The sequence below is a fragment of the Novosphingobium resinovorum genome (assembly GCF_001742225.1).
GTDB lineage: Bacteria > Pseudomonadota > Alphaproteobacteria > Sphingomonadales > Sphingomonadaceae > Novosphingobium > Novosphingobium resinovorum_A.
In genome coordinates, this window is the sequence record NZ_CP017075.1 from 1,860,270 (window position 1) to 1,877,393 (window position 17,124).

Consider the following 17,124-nt stretch of genomic DNA (forward strand, 5'->3'; position numbering starts at 1 on the left):
GGACCTTCTACGGGGCAGTAGCGGAACACCGACGACGTGAGCAAGATTCTCCCGATACTCACCGCCGCCATGGTGGCGCTCGCCGTGCCCGCATGGAGCGCGGGACTCGCCGCCGACATGGCTGGAACCAGTGTAAAGGACGGCGTCGATGCGTGGTCCAGCGGCAATTACGACGACGCCGTGCGCATCTGGCAGCCGCTCGCCAACCAGGGCGACCCCGACGCGCAGTTCAACCTGGCGCAGGCCTACAAGCTGGGACGCGGCGAACCGCTCGACCTGACCCGCGCCGAGGATCTTTACGGCAAGGCCGCCGCCAAGGGCCATGTGCAGGCCGCCGACGCCTACGGCCTCCTGCTGTTCCAGCGCGGCGAGCGCCAGCGCGCCCTGCCCTATATCCAGAACTCGGCCGCTCGCGGCGATCCGCGCGCGCAATACATTCTCGGCGTCGCGCACTTCAACGGCGACCTCGTGCCCAAGGACTGGGTGCGCGCCTATGCGCTGGCCAGTCTCGCGCAGGCCGCCGGGCTCCCGCAGGCCAAGAGCGCGCTGGAGCAGATGGACCGCAACATCCCCCTGGCGGACCGTCAGAAGAGCGTCGTCCTCGCCCAGAAGATCGCGGCCGAAACGCAGGCGAACCTCCAGCGCCAGAGCGCCTCGGCCGAACTCGGCACCCGCCTCGCCATGGCCGAGCCGGTCCGCGCGCCAGAGGTGACCGAGGCGAAGCGCGCCGTCACCGAAGCCGCCCGCGCCGCCGGAACGAGCGATACCCTGCCCCGCAGCGCCGCTCCTGCGCCAATCAAGCCCGCGCCGGTCAAGCCACTTGGGCCGCAACCGGCACCTGCCCCCAAGCCCCCAGCACCAAAACCCGCAGCCTCCGGCCCGTGGCGCGTCCAGCTCGGCGCTTTCGGCGTGCCCGGCAATGCCGAGGCGCTGTGGGGCAAGATCAAGGGCCGCCCCGAACTTGCCGGTCATCCGCGCGCGCTGGTGCCCGCAGGACGGCTGACGAAGCTGCAGGCCACCGGCTTCGCCTCGAAGGCCGAGGCCGACGCTGCCTGTGCCCGCCTGACCGCCGGTGGCTTCGGGTGTCTGGCGAGCAGGGACTGACCCTCTCCGACCTCGCCGAAGAGGATGCGCCCGCCGCTGCCCCGGCGCGGCTGGAAACGCTTGACCTGATCCGCGGCGTCGCCGTGCTCGGCATCCTGGCGATCAATATCGCCGGGTTCGCCGGGCCGATGATCGGCACGACGACGCCGACGCTCCTCCATCCCGTCAGCCCGCTGGACGAGGCCGCATGGGCGTTCAGCTTCCTGTTCTTCGAGGGCAAGATGCGGGCGCTGTTCACGCTGCTGTTCGGCGCCGGGCTGGTGCTGTTCCACGAACGCGCGGAGGCGGCTGGGCGCGACGGCGACCAGATCCAGCTGCGACGGCTCGGCTGGCTGCTGCTGCTGGGGATCGCGCATTACCTGCTGCTGTGGTGGGGCGACATCCTGTTCCTCTACGCCGCCTGCGGCATCGCGGCGCTGCTGATGCGCCCGCTCAGCGACCGGATGCTGCTGTGGATCGCCCTTGCTCTCTACTACGCCTGGCACATCTGGGGGATGTTCGACGCCGCCACCGCCATCGACGCCGAACACGCCGTGCGCGACCACGTCGCCACGACGGAGCAACTGCGCCTGCTCGCGGCCCGACTGCAGCCGATGTACGACTGGGCAGCGCAGGAAGTGCACGAGGCCCGGCTTGGCTGGCTCGACCTCCTGCGGGTCAAGTTGATCGAACGCCCCTTCTGGCAGATCCAGATGATATCGGGCTCGTTCTCCGAAACGCTGCCGCTGATGCTGATCGGCATGGCGCTCTATCGGGCCGGCTTGTTCGATGGAACATTGCGCCGCAAGCGCCTGATCGAAGTCTCGCTCGCCTGCACGTTCGCGGGGATGGCCCTGACCCTAATGTTCCTCGGCTGGGCCTGGCCGCGCCATTTCCCGGCCGTCGCCATGCAGGCCGCGCTCGTATGGGGGCTCGCCATGCCACACGTACTGGGCGGCGTCGGCTATGCCGGGCTGCTGGTGCTCGCCGCACCCCGAATCGCGCCGACGTGGCTCGGCCGCCGCCTGATCGCCGCCGGACGCATGGCGTTCAGCAACTACATCGCCACCAGCCTCCTCATGACTTTCGTGTTCTACGGCTGGGGCCTCGGGCTCTACGGTCAGGTCCCGCCCGCGCGGCAATGGCTGTTCGTGCTGGGCGGCTGGGCGCTGATGCTGGCGTGGAGCCCGGTCTGGCTGCGGCATTTCCGGCGCGGGCCGCTCGAATGGCTCTGGCGGTCGCTCGTGGAGCACCGCCTTTTGAACAATAAGCCGCTGAACAATCGTATGGCGTGATGCATTTTCGCTATTGCGATCCATTCGCACTCGCATATATTGAGCGAAGAACACAAGGATTCGCTCATGTACGTGTGCATCTGCAATGCCATCCGAGAGACCGAACTTCGCTGCGCAGCCCGCCGTGTGCGTGGCAATGCCGAAGCGATCTACGGCTCGCTCGGCCGCACCCCGCAGTGCCGCCAGTGCCTGGACGAAGCCGAAGACATCATCGCCGACGAAGTTTCGTCCGCCGGAATGGGAATAGCTGCCGCCGCGTAATTCATGACCTGACTTGCCCGACTCGACATTGCCGGATATAGGCCGCGGCTCCAGAATAGGAGTTTCCGCGCGATGAAGGGCGACCTCAAGGTTATCGAGTTTCTGAACAAGGCGCTGTTCAACGAGCTCACCGCAATCAACCAGTACTGGCTGCATTACCGCATGCTGCACAACTGGGGCATCAAGAAGCTCGCCGAGTACGAGCGCCACGAATCGATCGACGAAATGAAGCACGCCGACGTGCTAGCCGATCGCATCCTCTATCTCGACGGCCTCCCCAACTTCCAGAACCTGGGCAAGCTGCGCGTGGGCGAAACGGTCGAGGAAATCCTCAAGGCCGACCTCGCGCTCGAATACGACGCGATCCCGATGCTCAAGGAAGCCATCGCCCACTGCGAGACCGTGCGCGACTTCGTCAGCCGCGAGATCTTCGCCCGCATCCTCGAAAGCGAGGAAGAGCACGTCGATTTCCTCGAAAAGCAGTTCGACATGATCGCCCGCATGGGCATCCAGAACTACTGCCAGCTCCAGAGCAAGCCGGCCGGCGAATCGGAATCCTGATTTGCTTGTGAGAATGCCCTGCGGGGCATTCTCATGCGGCACCGGCCCACGCCCCCACCCGACCTCCCATCTATGGTACGCTCGTGGGAGGTCGGGTGGGCCGGATGCTCGCATTTGGGGCCGGTACCGCAAAATCCGCCTGCGGCGGATTTACCGACAGACCCTAACGGGAACCGCCGCCGCTGCCGTCGTTTATCGGATGGCAGCGGCGGTTTTGCGTTGTAAGGGGTGGTAATGGGATCTGACGAAAAGCGTGGGTTACAGACCGAGGATGTCGGCTTCGCCGTCCTCGTAGTGCTTATTTCCTTGGCCGGGGCCTATCTGCTCGCCCCGTATTTCGGCGCTGTCTTGTGGGGCGTGGTCGCCGCGATCATGTTCCAGCCGATGACCGCGAAGCTCGCCGAACGGCTGAACGGGCGCAAGAACCTTGCCGCCTCGATCGTTCTGTTCGGCCTGATCGCACTGTTCGTGGTGCCGACGATCCTGCTTGGCATCAGCATCGTCAACGAGGCGACGGTCCTCTACCAGAAGATCACCACCGGCCAGATCGACTTCGGCCGCATCGTCCAGCAGGTCCAGGGCGCTCTGCCGCACCGCGTGCGCAGCATGGTCGCCGAATTCGGCCTCAACGATTTCGAGACGATCCGCCGCCAGTTCGGCTCCAGCATCACCAGCGGTTTGCAGACCGTCGCAGGCCGGGTGCTCTCGGTCGGTCAGGGTGCGCTGAGCTTCGTGGCGGCGCTGGGCGTGATGCTCTACCTCAGCTACTTCCTGCTGCGTGACGGCGACCGCTACGGCGAGATGGTGCGCACCAGCATGCCGCTCCACGCCGACACGCGCGATTCGCTGATCCAGAACTTCCTGCTCGTGGTGCGCGCGACGATGCGCGGCACCGTGGTCGTCGCGGTGGTGCAAGGGCTGCTCGGCGGTCTGCTGTTCTCGGTGCTGGGCATTGAGGGCGCGGTGATCTGGGGCGTGCTGATGGGGTTCTTTTCGCTGCTGCCGGCCGTCGGGACCGGCATCATCTGGGTGCCCGCCGCGATCTACCTCTTCGCTTCCGGCAACACTGTGCACGGCGGCATCGTGGTGTTCTGCGGCGTGTTCATCATCGGCATGGTCGATAACGTGCTGCGCCCGATCCTCGTCGGCCGCGACACCCGCCTGCCCGACTTCGTGGTGCTGATCGCGACGCTTTCGGGGCTGGAACTGTTCGGCCTCAACGGCTTCATCATCGGCCCGGTCATCGCCGCCCTGTTCATCGCGGTGTGGAACCAGCATCGCGACCGGCGCGAAGCCAAAGCCGCTGTGGCGGAAGGCTCGCCGATCCCGGTGCAGACCGAAGCGGGTGCGGCCAAGGCGGTAGAGGAAGCGGTGGCGCATCCTTCATGACGCCCCGTCGTCCCGGACTTGATCCGGGACCGCTGGCACATCTTGAGGCGATAGGCCGCAGGCGCACGCAGCGACGTGGGCCGCTCATGGCCAGCGGTCCCGGATCAAGTCCGGGACGACGGAAACGACAAGGCCGGAGTTCATACCCCGGCCTTGCCCTCAGTCCTTCTTGAACGGGTTCTTCGCGCTGCGCAAGTTCAGGCGGATCGGCACCGATTCGAAGCCCAGTTCACGCCGCATCCCGTTGATGAGATAGCGCTTGTAGCTCTCCGGCAGCAGGTCGAGGCGCGTGCCGAAGACCACGAAGCCCGGCGGGCGGGTCTTCGCCTGGGTGATGTAGCGCAGCTTGATGCGCTTGCCGCCCGGCGCCGGCGGCGGGTTGGCGCCCAGCGCATCGTCGAACCAGCGGTTGAGCGCCGAAGTCGGCACGCGCTTGCTCCACGCCTCGCGGATGGAGAAGGCCGCGGCGATCATCTCGTCCAGCCCCTTGCCGGTGCGCGCAGAGACCGCCAGCAGCGGCAGACCGCGAACCTGCGCCAGTCCATCATCCAGCGCGGCGCGAATGCCGTTGAACAGGCCCGAGGCATCCTCGGCCACGTCCCACTTGTTGATCGCGATCATCAGCGCGCGGCCCTCCTCCAGCACCTTGGAGGCGATCGTCAGGTCCTGGTGCTCCAGCCCGCGCGTGGCGTCGAGGAGCAACACGACGACTTCGGCGAAATCGATCGCATGGCGCGCGTCGGCCACGGCCATGCGCTCCAGCTTCTCGACCACGTTGGCGCGCTTGCGCATGCCGGCCGTGTCGATCAGGTGAACCTCACGCGTGTCCTGCGTCTTGGGGTCCGTCCAGTTCCAGTGGATGGTGATCGAATCGCGGGTGATCCCCGCCTCCGGCCCGGTGAGCAGGCGGTCTTCGCCCAGCAGCTTGTTGATGAGCGTGGACTTGCCCGCGTTCGGACGGCCGACGATCGCCAGCTTGAGCGGCGCGAGCAGGCGCGCTTCCTCGTCCTCTTCCTCGGGGAATTCGTCTTCGGGCGGCTGCAGCGGATCGAGGTGCGGCAACAGCGCCTCGAACAGGTCCGCCATGCCTTCGCCGTGTTCGGCGGAGACACCGATCGGATCGCCGAGGCCCAGCGAATAGGCTTCCAGCAGCCCGCCCTCGCCCGCGCGGCCCTCGGCCTTGTTGGCAAGCAGGATCACCGGCACCGGCGAGGCGCGCAGCCAGTTGCCGATCTCCTCGTCGAGCGGGGTGAGCCCCGCGCGCGCATCGACCACGAACAGCGCGACATCCGCGGTCGCCAGCGCGGCCTCGGTCTGCTTGCGCATACGGCCCGGCAGCGTCTCGGCCTCGTCGTCCTCCCAGCCGGCGGTGTCGACGATCTGGAATTTCAGGCCGATAAGCTCGGCATCGCCGAAACGACGGTCGCGCGTGACGCCGGGCTGGTCGTCGACCAGCGCCAGCTTCTTGCCGACGAGTCGGTTGAACAGCGTGGACTTGCCGACGTTGGGTCGGCCTATGATGATAACTTGGGGAAGCATGATTCCCACCGCTTGGGGATTTCCGGCGAATTTAGCAAGCTTTGCGGTGATTCGCGCTGCCCTGCCAAGAGCAGGACGCGTCGGCGTCAGCCCCGGCCACTTCGCGAAAAGCCCGCCGATTGCCTGCATTTACAAAGGCATCAGGAAAAGGGCGAAAATCCGCGTTAACGTCGATGCAATCGATTGATGTTCAATGTTCGAGCCGATTTGAGCAACTCGACCGGAACCTTTCGGCCGCTCGTCGTTAACCAACCCCGGAAGACGCATGGCAATGTTCCGAGGGCAAAACGGCGTTCATGAGGGCTTTTCGACACATCACCGTTGCAGCGCTGGCTCTGGCGAGCGTGCTTCCCGCAACCGCCATGGCCGCGACCGTCATCGACGCGGACGGCGCGCGCGACGGCGGCGCGGGCTCGGCCGTGAGCGTGCCCAATACCCCCGGCCACCTCGAATGCGTGCCTTATGCGCGCACCACTTCGGGCATCCAGCTCTATGGCGATGCGTGGACCTGGTGGGGTCAGGCCAAGGGCCGCTACGCCACCGGCGGATCGCCGCGCGTGGGCGCGGTAATGGCGATCAAGCCGTTCAACAATTCGAAGCTCGGCCACGTCGCCACCGTCAGCCGCATAGTCGATGCGCGCACAGTGCTGCTCAGCCACGCCAACTGGTCGGTGCCGGGCGAGATCGAGCGCAACGTCACCGCGCTCGACGTCTCGCCGAACAACGACTGGAGCGAGGTGCGCATCTGGTACGGCCCCTCGCGCAATCTGGGCAACACGCACTGGCCGGTCTCGGGATTCATCTACAACGCCAAGCCCGGCACGAAGTTCAGGGATGCAGAGCCCGATCGCGGCGAAGTTCGCCTTGCCTTTGCCCGCGATGGCAGTCCGGCAAAGAAAAAGGGCCGCCGCAGCGACCCCATCGGCGACATCATCGCCGGAAACTTCTAACCCTCTCATCCCCCCGGGAAAAGCGCGCCCTCGCCTCTGCGACGGCACGCTTTTTCGTTACGGGATTTCAGTCCTTCTTGGCGATCGGCGGGTTCTCTCCGAGGTCTTCGTACCATGCCTCGACCGGCCCCATCAGCTTGACGGTAAGCGGATTGCCCTTGCGGTCGAGCGTCTTGCCCGCCTGCACGCGTACCCAGCCTTCGGAAATGGAATATTCCTCGACATTGGTGCGCACGGTGCCCTTGAAGCGGATGCCGACGCCGCGCTGCAGCTTGTCCTGATCGAAGAAGGGGCTGCGCGGATTGATCGCGAGGTGATCGGGCGGCACGTCGGAACCGGCATTGGGCGTACCGGAGGCGACGGGGGCGGATTCGGGCGTGGTGTTATCTTCAGTCATGTCGCAGCGATTTATCTTGCATTCCCCGCTTGTCAATTCGATCCGGCCTGTCTAAAGGCGCGCTTCCGCTAACGGAGCGGGCGCGTAGCTCAGCGGTAGAGCACACCCTTCACACGGGTGGGGTCACAGGTTCAATCCCTGTCGCGCCCACCATCCTTCTCCAAGGATGGTGACTTCGCCTCCGACGATCTTCCTGAAACTGATCTTGCGTCCTAGTCGGCCGGTGCCTTCTGCACGGCGCCCGGATCGGCACCGGGACGCTGCAGGACACCGATCGGGGTGGCGGCGATTCCCGCCGCGATCACGAACATCACGGCAAGCCCCGCCGCCATCCAGACGATCTTTCGCACGCCCTTGCGCGTGCCGGGCGAGGCGTGGCGTTCGTTCATCGGATCGTTCGGGTCTTCTTCGAGCAATTCACGCACTCCGGGTCCGACAGCCCTGCGGCGGCTGTCACCGGTGCAACGATCCCCTTGCCGCGTTGTTGCCGATTGCAATGTCGGGCCATAAGCACGTTTCAACGGCCGATCGGCGTCATAAACCGGCGCGGCGTCTTGCGGGCGCAACGCCCGCGCGGCATAGGCAGCGGCACTATGCACGACATCCGCCAGATCCGCGAAAATCCCGAAGCCTTCGACGCCGGCCTCGCTCGCCGGGGCGTAGCGCCCGTTGCCGCCAGCCTCGTCGCCCTCGACGAGCAGCGCCGCGCCGTCGCGACACGCATGCAGGAGGGGCAGAACCGCCGCAACGAAGCCTCCAAGGCGATCGGCAAGGCCATGGGTTCGGGCGACACCGCCACGGCCGAGGCGCTCAAGGCCGAAGTCGCGACGCTCAAGGATACCCTCCCCGCGCTCGAAGCCGAGGAGAAGGCACTTTCCGCGCAGTTGCAGGACGCGCTGGCGGGCCTGCCCAACATTCCCGTCGCCGAAGTGCCGGACGGCGAGGACGAATCGCAGAACGTCGAAGTCTCGCGCTGGGGCACGCCGCGCGAATTCGCCTTCACGCCCAGGGAACATGCCGACCTCGGCCCCGCACTCGGCCTCGATTTCGAGACGGGCGCGAAGCTGTCGGGCGCGCGCTTCACCTTCCTCAAGGGCCAGATGGCGCGCCTGCACCGCGCGCTCGCGCAGTTCATGCTCGACACGCAGACGGCGACCAACGGCTACATGGAATGCGCCGTGCCGCTGCTGGTCAAGGACGAGGCCGTCTACGGCACCGGACAGTTGCCCAAGTTCTCCGAGGATCTGTTCAGGACGACGGACGGCCGCTGGCTGATCCCGACGGCCGAAGTCTCGCTGACCAACGCGGTCTCGGGCGAAATCCTGAATCCCGAGACACTGCCCCTGCGCATGACCGCCCTCACCCCCTGCTTCCGTTCGGAAGCGGGCGCGGCCGGGCGTGACACGCGCGGGTTCATCCGCCAGCACCAGTTCGAGAAGGTCGAACTCGTCACCATCGCCAAGCCGGAAGAGAGCGAGGCGGAGCACGAGCGTATGGTCAAGGCCGCCGAGGGCATTCTCGAAGCACTCGGCCTGCCCTACCGCAAGGTACTGCTCTGCGCGGGCGACATGGGCGCCACCGCACGAAAGACCTTCGACCTCGAAGTCTGGCTGCCGGGTCAGGCCGCTTATCGCGAGATCAGTTCGATCTCGAACTGCGGCGACTATCAGGCCCGCCGCATGAACGCGCGCTACAAGCCGGAAGGCTCGAAGAAGACCGAGTTCGTGCACACGCTCAACGGCTCGGGCCTCGCGGTCGGCCGCACGCTGGTCGCGGTTCTGGAGAACTATCAGCAGGAGGACGGCTCGGTTCTGGTGCCCGAGGTGCTCAAGCCGTGGATGGGCGGGATCGAGAAGCTGGAAGCGCTGGTCTGAGCGACCACCCTTCCTCGTCCCACCCTTCCTCGTCCCACCCTTCCTCGTCCCACCCTTCCTCGTCATTGCGAGCATAGCGAAGCAATCCAGGGCAGCTCGATTCCGCCCTGGATCGCCACGGACCTGCGGCCCTCGCGATGACGAAAGAAAATACGGTGCCGCAACGGGTTCGCGTAGCCTCCCTTGCGCAACTATGGTTAAAGGCATGAATATGCGCATTCTCCTCACCAATGACGACGGCATCAACGCCCCCGGCCTCTATGTGCTGGAGAAGATCGCCGCGCAGCTTTCCGACGACATCTGGATCTGCGCGCCGAGCGAGGAACAGTCCGGCGCGGGGCACTCGCTGACGCTCACTCGCCCGGTGCGGATGCGCCAGCACGCGGAAAAGCGCTTCTCGGTGACCGGCACGCCGACCGATTCGGTGACGATGGGCCTGCGCAAGGCGCTGCCCGGACCGCCCGACCTGATCCTCTCGGGCGTCAATCGCGGCGCCAACCTCGGCGATGACGTGACGTATTCGGGCACCGTCTCGGCCGCGCTGGAAGGCGCGCTGGCGGGCATCCGTTCGATCGCGCTCAGCCAGGTCCCCTCGCGCGAAGACATGGGCGACGGCGTGGACTTCGCCGCCGCCGAGGCATGGGGCGCCAAAGTGCTGCGCCCGCTGCTCGATCAGCCGTTCGCGCCGCGCACGCTGGTCAACGTCAACTTCCCGGCGCTGCCCGCCGATGCGATCAAGGGCATCCGCGTCGTGCGTCAGGGCTTCCACGACTACGCGCGCGGATCGGTCGTCGAGGGCCGCGATCCGCGTGGTTTCCCGTATTACTGGTTCGGCCTCCACGGCATCGAGCACACGCTGGGCCACAACACCGACCTCGAGGCGATCTCGGAGGGCTACATTGCGGTGACGCCGCTGCACCTCGACCTTACGCACGACGCCTCGATGCAGGCGCTGGCGGAGCGTTTCGCCTGATGAAGCGCGCCCTCTTCCTCGCTGCCGCCCTTGCGAGCACGCCCGCTTATGCCGCCGCTCCCAAAGAGGAAGAGACGGTCCACGTCGTCGCGTCCGGCGAAACCCTGAACGGCATCGCCAACCGCGCGGGCGTTTCGACCAGCGCCATCGTCAAGGCCAACGCGCTCAAGGAACCTTACGTGGTCCGCGTCGGCCAGAAGCTGGCAATCCCGCGTGACGGCAAAGCCGCGCAAGTAGCCCGCGCTGCCGACACCGCAGCGCCTGCCGCGAAGAAGGTCGCCACCGCCGCCCGCGTGATCGAGGCTCGCACCCCGGCCGCCGCAGGTGCGCCCGAGTATGAGACCGAACACCTCGTCGCCACCGGCGAAACGCTCGGCGGTATCGCCGCGCGCGCCAAGGTGCCCCGCATCCTCATCGCCGAAGCCAACGGCCTGCAGCCGCCCTATGACGTGCGCGTCGGCCAGAAGCTGCGGATTCCGCGCACCGGCCGCCATCTGGTCAAGGCGGGGGAAACCGGCTTCTCCATCTCGATGGACACCGCCGTTCCGTGGGAGCAGATCGCGCTCGCCAACAGCCTCGATCCGGCCGCACCGGTGAAGCCGGGCCAGAACCTGCTGATCCCGACGCTGATCGAACCACCCAAGGGTGCCGCGAAGACCATCGTGCCCGCACCCAAGCCGGTGGTTGCGGCCCCGGCACCTCGCTCCGCGCGGTTCGCGTGGCCGCTGACCGGCACCGTGCGGCGCGGGTACACGACGGGCTCCGACTACCACGACGGCATCGACATTCCCGCCGCCAAGGGCACGATGGTCCGTGCGGCCGCTGCCGGAACCGTCAAGTTCGCGGGGGCAGAGAAGAACCAGTTCGGCAACCTCGTCGTGCTCGACCACGGCGGCGGCTGGTTCACCGCCTACGGCTTCCTCAGCCGCGTCACGGTGAAGGAAGGCGCGAAAGTCGCCGCCGGGGAACGCGTGGGCCTGGTCGGTGACACCGGGCGCGCCAAGGGCAGCGAACTGCACTTCGAAGTGCGCCAGGACGGCCAGCCCGTCGATCCGCTGGGCCAGTTGCCCAAGGCTCCGTGAAGAAGCCGAAACTGCCTCCCAAGCTGGCGAAACCGCTCAAGCGCGCGGTCGACCTGCCGGTATGGGCGGACCTTGGCCTCAGGCTGGGCGGCGCCTTCGCGCTGGTGATGCTTGTGGTGCTGCTCCACTGGATCGACCGCGACGGCCTGAAGGACACGCACGACGGGACCGTCAGCTTCCTCGACGTGTTCTATTTCACCATGATCTCGATCACCACTACCGGTTTCGGCGACATCGCGCCGGTCAGCGACAAGTCGCGGTTGATCGAGGCGGTGATCGTCACGCCGATCCGCTTCGCGGTGATCTTCATCTTCGTGGGCACCGCCTACAATTACTTCATCAAGCATAGCTGGGAGAGCTGGCGCATGAAGCGCATTCAGGAACGCCTGTCCGACCATGTCGTCGTGCTGGGCTTCGGCGTCAGCGGCTCGCAGGCGGTACAGGAACTGATCGCGCGCGGCACCGACCCGGCCTGCATCGTCGTCGTCGATCCGTCCGCGGGACGGCTACGCCATGCCGAGCAGCAGGGCTGCAACGTGCTCGAAGGCGATGCCACCCGCGACGAGACGCTGGCCGCCGTGAGGATCGACGCTGCGCGCACGATCCTCGTCTCGGCGGGGCGCGATGACACCTCGATCCTGATCGTGCTGACCGCGCGCCACCTCGCCCCCGGCGTGCCGATCACCGTGGTGGTGCGCGCCGACGACAACGAACTGCTGGCGCGGCAGGCGGGTGCGGACAACGTCATCAATCCCGTGCGCTTCACCGGCCTGCTGCTGGCGGGCTCGGCGGAGGGGCAGCACATCGCCGAGTACATGTCCGACCTCGCGTCCGTGGACGGGCGGGTGCAGCTGGTCGAACGGCCTGTCCGGCCGGAGGAAGTGGGCAAGTCGCTCGATCAACTGGCCACCGGCAAGGGCGTGCGCATCTATCGCGGCGAGCAGTGCATCGGCTTCTGGGAGCCCGGCGCGAAAGTGCTGGAACCGGGTGATGTGATCGTGGAGATCGCGGTCACGCCTTGAGGGCCATTCTCGTCATCCCAGCGCAGGCTGGGACCGCTAGCCGCAAAAAACCTGCGTAGCGTGAGGGCGCTTTGACGAGGGTTGGGCGCACAGCCGCCAGCGGTCCCAGCCTGCGCTGGGATGACTACAGTGTTTGCAGCAACCTTACCCGAATACCCAGAACACCAGCCCCATCGCCAGGTAGGCGACCAGCCAGAACGCGCAGTCGATCACCCGCCGCGCCGGTTCGGTGCGGCTGCGTGAGTGCGTCAGCCACACCGCAGGCATCACGAAGGCGATCGCCAGTCCGCCGCTCTGCATGAAGTAGAGCCAAGGCTTCGCCGCCAGCGTCTCGGCGCCGATCCGGGCAAGCGCATGCCCCAGCATCGCCGCGCTGATGAGGAACACCACGGCCATGGTGATGTAACCGCCCGCACGTTCGGAACTGCCGGGGACGATCTGGCGTCCGTCACGGAACAGCACGGTGTTCCACACGACGCCCGCCGCTACCGCGAGCGCTGCGGCCAGCACGACCGCCAGCCAGTTCACCGGACCCATTTCCAATCCTTCCCTAAGTGCGGCGCCCTGTCTTGCAGGCTCCGTGCACTTGTGCAAGTTTTGCGAATCACCCGCAAAATTCGTTTTTCGTGACTCGGACGTCATTTGCGGGTATCGGGCGCGCCAATCCCATGGCTATCGAACTCCCCTCCCCGCCGAAAGTCGGCATGGTCAGCCTCGGCTGCCCGAAAGCGCTCGTCGATTCAGAGCGCATCCTCACCCGCCTGCGCGCGGACGGCTACGACATGAGCCCGGACTATTCCGGTGCCGACGTCGTGCTCGTCAACACCTGCGGCTTCCTCGACTCCGCCAAGGAAGAAAGCCTTGCCGCCATCGGCGAGGCGATCGCCGAGAACGGCCGCGTGATCGTGACCGGCTGCATGGGCAACGAGGCCGAGGCGATCCGCGCCAAGTTCCCGCAAGTCCTCGCGGTGACCGGCGCGCATCAGTACGAGGCGGTCGTCGAGGCGGTGCACGAGGCGGCCCCGCCCGAACTCTCGCCCTACCTCGACCTGATCCCGCAGGCCTACGACGACGCCGGCGTGAAGCTGACGCCGCGCCACTACGGCTACCTCAAGATCTCCGAGGGCTGCAACCACGCCTGCTCGTTCTGCATCATCCCCAGCTTGCGCGGCAAGCTGGCAAGCCGCCGCATCGACGCGGTGCTGCGCGAGGCGGAGAAGCTCGTGCAGGCCGGGACGCGCGAACTGCTCGTCATCAGCCAGGACACTTCGGCCTACGGCGTCGACGTTCGCCACGAGGAACGCATGTGGAAGGACCACGCGGTCCGCACCCACATGACCGACCTTGCCCGCGAACTCGGCGGTCTGAAGGACGGACAGGGCCGCAAGCCGTGGGTGCGCCTGCACTACGTCTACCCCTACCCGCACGTCGACAACGTCATCCCGCTGATGGCCGAAGGGCTGATCACGCCCTACCTCGACATCCCGTTCCAGCACGCGGCGCCGTCGGTGCTCAAGGCGATGAAGCGCCCGGCGAACGAGGCCAAGGTGCTCGACCGCATCCACAAGTGGCGCGAGATCTGCCCGGACATCGCGATCCGCTCCAGCTTTGTCGTCGGCTTCCCCGGCGAGACCGAGGCGGACTTCCAGTACCTGCTCGACTGGCTCGACGAAGCGCAGCTCGACCGCGTCGGCGCCTTCCGCTTCGAACCGGTCGAGGGTGCCTCGGCGAACCACCTGCCCGATCCGGTGCCGGAAGAGGTCAAGGAAGAGCGCTACCAGCGGATCATGGAAAAGACCGCCGCGATCAGCGCCGCGAAGCTCGCCGCCAAGGTCGGCCGCGTGCTGCCCGTCATCATCGACGAAGTGGGCGAAGCGGACGAAGACGGTGACGTCGGTGCAACCGGCCGCTCGCAGGCGGACGCGCCAGAGATCGACGGAAACGTCTTCCTGCGCGACGCTGGTGGGCTGCAAGTCGGTGATATCGTTGAAGTTCTCGTCGAAGATGCGGACGAGCACGACCTCTATGGGGCCGTTTTACAAAGTTGACGCTCAGCGCACAGAGGGCGATCGTTGCAAGACATGCAACTTATGTAATGGTTTTCGCGTTTGCGGGAATCACCCTCCGAAAGCATATGGGGGGTGCCTTTCAGGCATCCTCTCCCAAAACTTCTACAGGGCTGGTCTTCGGACCGGCCCTTTCTTTTTGCCTGCGTTCCGCGCCGCGAGGCATGGTCCCCCGGCACTTTCGTCATTGCGATCGCAGCGACGAAGATGGTCATTCGCAATTGATCCTGCTTTAAGCGCGCCCGACTTTCGCATCCGAGGGAACTTCGCGCATGAGCTTTTGCCAAACGGTCTGGGAAGACGTCGCACCGCTGCGCCGGGCGATCCTCGATCACCCCTTCCTGAACGAACTGGCCGCCGGAACGCTCGCGCCCGAAAGTTTCCGGCATTACATCGTGCAGGACAGCCTCTACCTCGCCGAGTATTCCCGCGCCCTCGCTCTCGCCGCGGCGCGCGCACCGACCGCGAGCGGCCGCCTCGAATTCTCCGACGGAGCCAAAGTCGCCGTGCAGGTCGAGGAAGCGTTGCACCAGGCATTCTTCGCCCAGTTCGGCGTCACCGCCGAGATCGCGGCGGCCAGCGAGCCGACGCCCGCATGCCTCGGCTACACCAGCTACCTGTCCGCACTGGCCGCAACGCGCAGCTACGAGGAACTGATCGCGGGCATCCTCCCGTGCTTCTGGGTCTACTGGGAGGTCGGCTGCGACGTGAAGCCGCGCGCCGCCTCGCCCAATCCCTATGCCGCCTGGATCGACACGTACGCCGCGCCCGCGTTCGGCGAAGCGACCGACCGGGTCCGCGCCCTTGTCGATGAAGCCGCTCAAAACGCCACGGCCGCGACGCGCGCGGCCATGGTCACCGCGTTCCGCAATGCAACGCGCTTCGAATGGATGTTCTGGGATTCCGCCTATCATCGCGCAATCTGGCCGATCTGACGTGCAACCGCACAAAACCACGGTTTCCCACGTACACGCTTCAAGTTGCATTCCTTGCAACTTTGCTCAATCTTTTCGCATTTGCAGCAAAGCGGGATTCCGAACATAAGGAACTCGCCTTTCAGGCATCCTCTCCCAAAACTTCTACAGGGCTGGTCTTCGGACCGGCCCTTTCTTTTTGCACCCGCGAGCAGATTTGCGAGCCCCCTAGCCCCGCGCGCCCATTTGCCCTAGCGATACCGCCATGGCTTCCCAGCAGCGAATCTTCACCGCCGCCCTCGTCGTCATCGGCGACGAAATCCTCTCGGGCCGCACGCACGACAAGAACATCGCCCAGGTCGCCACCTGGCTGCAGATCCAGGGTATCCGCCTGAAGGAAGTGCGCGTCGTCGCCGACGAGACGCCATCCATCGTCGAGGCGGTGAACACCCTGCGCGCGCGCAACGACTACTGCTTCACCACCGGCGGCATCGGCCCCACGCATGACGACATCACCGTGGACGCCATCGCCGAGGCGCTGGGCGTGCCGGTCATCGTCCATCCCGAAGCCCGCGCGATCCTGGAAGAATACTACACAACGCGCGGCGGCCTGACCGAGGCACGCCTACGGATGGCGCGCACGCCGGACGGTGCCAGCCTGATCCCCAATCGCTACACCGGCGCGCCGGGTATCCGCTGCGGCAACGTGTTCATCATGGCCGGCGTGCCCAGCATCACCGCAGGGATGCTCGACGCGCTCTCCGGCCAGCTTGAGGGCGGCGCGCCGTTGCTGTCCGAGACGGTCGGGTGCTGGGTGGGTGAAAGCGAAGTGGCCGAACTGCTGCGCGAAACCGAAAAGACGTTCGAGACCTGCCAGATCGGCTCCTACCCGTTCTGGGGCGAAGGGCGCACCGGCGCGAATTTCGTGATCCGTTCGGTCAGCGCCGAGGATCTCGCCGCCTGCACCCGCGCGCTCGTCGAAGGACTGGCGGCGATGGGCCGCCCGGCGGTGCCCGGTGGCATTTGAGCTTGCGGCGCCTGCTGCGATCATGGCCGTGATGGCTTCCGCAACTTCGCCTGCAATGCCCGCCGCCACGCTGGAACAGTTCGAGACGGTCCTGCGCCGCCACGACAGCGCAACCCTGGCGCTGGAGGAATGGTGCGGCATGCGCGGCGTCACCGATCCGCGGATCACCGCGCAGACGCTGGCCACCGGCGGCGAGGCTCCTCCCGCAGCGATGCGCGAGCATCTCAGGCTTGCGGACGGCGAGACTTTCGCCTTGCGCAATGTGCGCCTGAGCTGCGGCGGCACGGTGCTTTCGGTCGCGTGGAACTGGTACGTCCCGGCACGGCTGACGCCCGCGATGAACGAGGCTCTGCGCGTGACGAATACGCCGTTCGGCAAAGTCGTCGCCCCGCTCGGGTTCAAGCGGCGTCCGCTCGCGACTGTGGCGGGACCGGCGGAGAATTGCCCGGCGGACACGATCTCGACGCATCAGGCAATGCTGGTCCTGCCCGACGGACGCCCGCTGGCTTACCTTGTCGAGTGCTACACGGCGGCCAACCTGCGCTGATCGTCGGCGGGGGCTTCGACAAGCTCAGCTGCGACCCTTCGACAAGCTCAGGGTGAGCGGAGTTAGTGTAATGCCCTATCAATCCCGCTCAGGCTGAGCTTGTCGAAGCCCCCGCATCCCACGCGGCTCTATGGAGCCGTTCAC

At 66.3% G+C, this 17,124-nt stretch carries 19 protein-coding genes and 1 tRNA gene; 16 read left to right on the top strand and 4 right to left on the bottom strand.

What is annotated here, in order from left to right; translation table 11 throughout:
* Positions 1-36 precede the first annotated feature (36 nt).
* From BES08_RS08620 to BES08_RS08640, 5 genes are all read left to right on the top strand, one after another.
* Positions 37-1,104 carry an SPOR domain-containing protein gene (locus BES08_RS08620; RefSeq protein WP_069708105.1) on the top strand — a complete coding sequence of 356 codons (1,068 nt, stop codon included), beginning with the start codon at positions 37-39 and terminating at the stop codon, positions 1,102-1,104.
* On the top strand, positions 1,083-2,378 hold the full coding sequence (locus BES08_RS08625) for a DUF418 domain-containing protein (RefSeq protein ID WP_083274635.1): 1,296 nt from the start codon (positions 1,083-1,085) through the stop codon (positions 2,376-2,378). Before BES08_RS08620 ends, BES08_RS08625 begins: the two co-directional genes overlap by 22 nt.
* Before the next feature lie 66 nt (positions 2,379-2,444).
* A complete protein-coding gene (locus BES08_RS08630) occupies positions 2,445-2,639 on the top strand; it encodes a (2Fe-2S)-binding protein (protein WP_008829348.1) in 195 nt (64 codons plus the stop codon).
* Positions 2,640-2,711: 72 nt separating this feature from the next.
* A complete protein-coding gene (gene bfr, locus BES08_RS08635) occupies positions 2,712-3,200 on the top strand; it encodes a bacterioferritin (protein WP_069708106.1) in 489 nt (162 codons plus the stop codon).
* A gap of 234 nt (positions 3,201-3,434) precedes the next feature.
* The gene (locus BES08_RS08640) at positions 3,435-4,589 is read left to right on the top strand and encodes an AI-2E family transporter (RefSeq protein WP_069708107.1); all 1,155 of its coding nucleotides are present in this window, start codon (positions 3,435-3,437) and stop codon (positions 4,587-4,589) included.
* Positions 4,590-4,748: 159 nt separating this feature from the next.
* Here BES08_RS08640 and der read toward each other — a convergent pair whose 3' ends face one another.
* Positions 4,749-6,128 (bottom strand): ribosome biogenesis GTPase Der, encoded by a 1,380-nt coding sequence (gene der / locus BES08_RS08645; RefSeq protein ID WP_008833521.1) that lies wholly within the window; start codon positions 6,126-6,128, stop codon positions 4,749-4,751.
* Between der and BES08_RS32765 the strand changes: the two genes are divergently transcribed.
* Together BES08_RS32765 and BES08_RS08650 are read left to right on the top strand one after the other, a co-directional pair.
* Entirely contained in the window at positions 6,127-6,315 is a 189-nt protein-coding gene (locus BES08_RS32765) for a hypothetical protein (RefSeq protein WP_156799815.1), read from the top strand. The genes der and BES08_RS32765 overlap by 2 nt on opposite strands.
* A 109-nt stretch (positions 6,316-6,424) precedes the next feature.
* A complete protein-coding gene (locus BES08_RS08650) occupies positions 6,425-7,078 on the top strand; it encodes a CHAP domain-containing protein (protein WP_069708108.1) in 654 nt (217 codons plus the stop codon).
* Between the two features lie 67 nt (positions 7,079-7,145).
* Here BES08_RS08650 and BES08_RS08655 read toward each other — a convergent pair whose 3' ends face one another.
* On the bottom strand, positions 7,146-7,475 hold the full coding sequence (locus BES08_RS08655) for a DUF3297 family protein (RefSeq protein WP_069708109.1): 330 nt from the start codon (positions 7,473-7,475) through the stop codon (positions 7,146-7,148).
* 78 nt (positions 7,476-7,553) lie between these two features.
* Between BES08_RS08655 and BES08_RS08660 the strand changes: the two genes are divergently transcribed.
* Positions 7,554-7,628, top strand: a tRNA-Val gene (locus BES08_RS08660).
* A gap of 59 nt (positions 7,629-7,687) precedes the next feature.
* Here BES08_RS08660 and BES08_RS32770 read toward each other — a convergent pair.
* Positions 7,688-7,891 carry a hypothetical protein gene (locus BES08_RS32770; RefSeq protein WP_156799816.1) on the bottom strand — a complete coding sequence of 68 codons (204 nt, stop codon included), beginning with the start codon at positions 7,889-7,891 and terminating at the stop codon, positions 7,688-7,690.
* Between the two features lie 177 nt (positions 7,892-8,068).
* Here BES08_RS32770 and serS point away from each other — a divergent pair, with 177 nt between their 5' ends.
* The 4 genes from serS to BES08_RS08680 all read left to right on the top strand — a co-directional run bounded on the left by serS (position 8,069) and on the right by BES08_RS08680 (position 12,426).
* The gene (gene serS, locus BES08_RS08665) at positions 8,069-9,349 is read left to right on the top strand and encodes a serine--tRNA ligase (protein ID WP_069708110.1); all 1,281 of its coding nucleotides are present in this window, start codon (positions 8,069-8,071) and stop codon (positions 9,347-9,349) included.
* Between the two features lie 211 nt (positions 9,350-9,560).
* Complete coding sequence (gene surE / locus BES08_RS08670; RefSeq protein WP_008833525.1) at positions 9,561-10,322, top strand: 5'/3'-nucleotidase SurE; 762 nt, start codon at positions 9,561-9,563, stop codon at positions 10,320-10,322.
* Positions 10,322-11,404, top strand: a complete 1,083-nt coding sequence (locus BES08_RS08675) for a LysM peptidoglycan-binding domain-containing M23 family metallopeptidase (protein WP_069708111.1) — start codon at positions 10,322-10,324, stop codon at positions 11,402-11,404. The genes surE and BES08_RS08675 overlap by 1 nt, the downstream gene beginning before the upstream one ends.
* Positions 11,401-12,426, top strand: a complete 1,026-nt coding sequence (locus BES08_RS08680) for a potassium channel family protein (protein ID WP_069708112.1) — start codon at positions 11,401-11,403, stop codon at positions 12,424-12,426. Before BES08_RS08675 ends, BES08_RS08680 begins: the two co-directional genes overlap by 4 nt.
* Before the next feature lie 144 nt (positions 12,427-12,570).
* Here the strand turns inward: BES08_RS08680 and BES08_RS08685 are convergent, their stop codons facing one another.
* Positions 12,571-12,963: a DUF1761 domain-containing protein gene (locus BES08_RS08685; protein WP_008833528.1), complete on the bottom strand. Its 393-nt coding sequence runs from the start codon at positions 12,961-12,963 to the stop codon at positions 12,571-12,573.
* A gap of 131 nt (positions 12,964-13,094) precedes the next feature.
* Between BES08_RS08685 and rimO the strand changes: the two genes are divergently transcribed.
* The 4 genes from rimO (at position 13,095) to BES08_RS08705 (ending at position 16,980) form a co-directional block, all read left to right on the top strand.
* Positions 13,095-14,474 (top strand): 30S ribosomal protein S12 methylthiotransferase RimO, encoded by a 1,380-nt coding sequence (rimO, locus tag BES08_RS08690; protein WP_069708113.1) that lies wholly within the window; start codon positions 13,095-13,097, stop codon positions 14,472-14,474.
* Between the two features lie 290 nt (positions 14,475-14,764).
* Entirely contained in the window at positions 14,765-15,427 is a 663-nt protein-coding gene (tenA, locus tag BES08_RS08695) for a thiaminase II (RefSeq protein WP_069708114.1), read from the top strand.
* A gap of 244 nt (positions 15,428-15,671) precedes the next feature.
* Positions 15,672-16,433, top strand: coding sequence for a competence/damage-inducible protein A (locus tag BES08_RS08700; protein ID WP_036523583.1), 762 nt, complete (start codon positions 15,672-15,674; stop codon positions 16,431-16,433).
* The gene (locus BES08_RS08705; protein WP_036523580.1) at positions 16,423-16,980 is read left to right on the top strand and encodes a hypothetical protein; all 558 of its coding nucleotides are present in this window, start codon (positions 16,423-16,425) and stop codon (positions 16,978-16,980) included. Before BES08_RS08700 ends, BES08_RS08705 begins: the two co-directional genes overlap by 11 nt.
* Positions 16,981-17,124: the final 144 nt, after the last annotated feature.

Excerpts from the sequence above, each read along its gene's own strand:
- BES08_RS08685 (WP_008833528.1), bottom strand. The coding sequence starts at position 12,963 with ATGGGTCCGGTGAACTGGCTGGCGGTCGTGCTGGCCGCAGCGCTCGCG.
- BES08_RS08630 (WP_008829348.1), top strand. The coding sequence starts at position 2,445 with ATGTACGTGTGCATCTGCAATGCCATCCGAGAGACCGAACTTCGCTGC.
- rimO (WP_069708113.1), top strand. The coding sequence starts at position 13,095 with ATGGCTATCGAACTCCCCTCCCCGCCGAAAGTCGGCATGGTCAGCCTC.
- BES08_RS32765 (WP_156799815.1), top strand. The coding sequence starts at position 6,127 with ATGATTCCCACCGCTTGGGGATTTCCGGCGAATTTAGCAAGCTTTGCG.
- BES08_RS08655 (WP_069708109.1), bottom strand. The coding sequence starts at position 7,475 with ATGACTGAAGATAACACCACGCCCGAATCCGCCCCCGTCGCCTCCGGT.
- BES08_RS08700 (WP_036523583.1), top strand. The coding sequence starts at position 15,672 with ATGGCTTCCCAGCAGCGAATCTTCACCGCCGCCCTCGTCGTCATCGGC.
- der (WP_008833521.1), bottom strand. The coding sequence starts at position 6,128 with ATGCTTCCCCAAGTTATCATCATAGGCCGACCCAACGTCGGCAAGTCC.
- BES08_RS08650 (WP_069708108.1), top strand. The coding sequence starts at position 6,425 with ATGAGGGCTTTTCGACACATCACCGTTGCAGCGCTGGCTCTGGCGAGC.
- BES08_RS08675 (WP_069708111.1), top strand. The coding sequence starts at position 10,322 with ATGAAGCGCGCCCTCTTCCTCGCTGCCGCCCTTGCGAGCACGCCCGCT.
- tenA (WP_069708114.1), top strand. The coding sequence starts at position 14,765 with ATGAGCTTTTGCCAAACGGTCTGGGAAGACGTCGCACCGCTGCGCCGG.
- serS (WP_069708110.1), top strand. The coding sequence starts at position 8,069 with ATGCACGACATCCGCCAGATCCGCGAAAATCCCGAAGCCTTCGACGCC.
- surE (WP_008833525.1), top strand. The coding sequence starts at position 9,561 with ATGCGCATTCTCCTCACCAATGACGACGGCATCAACGCCCCCGGCCTC.
- bfr (WP_069708106.1), top strand. The coding sequence starts at position 2,712 with ATGAAGGGCGACCTCAAGGTTATCGAGTTTCTGAACAAGGCGCTGTTC.
- BES08_RS08640 (WP_069708107.1), top strand. The coding sequence starts at position 3,435 with ATGGGATCTGACGAAAAGCGTGGGTTACAGACCGAGGATGTCGGCTTC.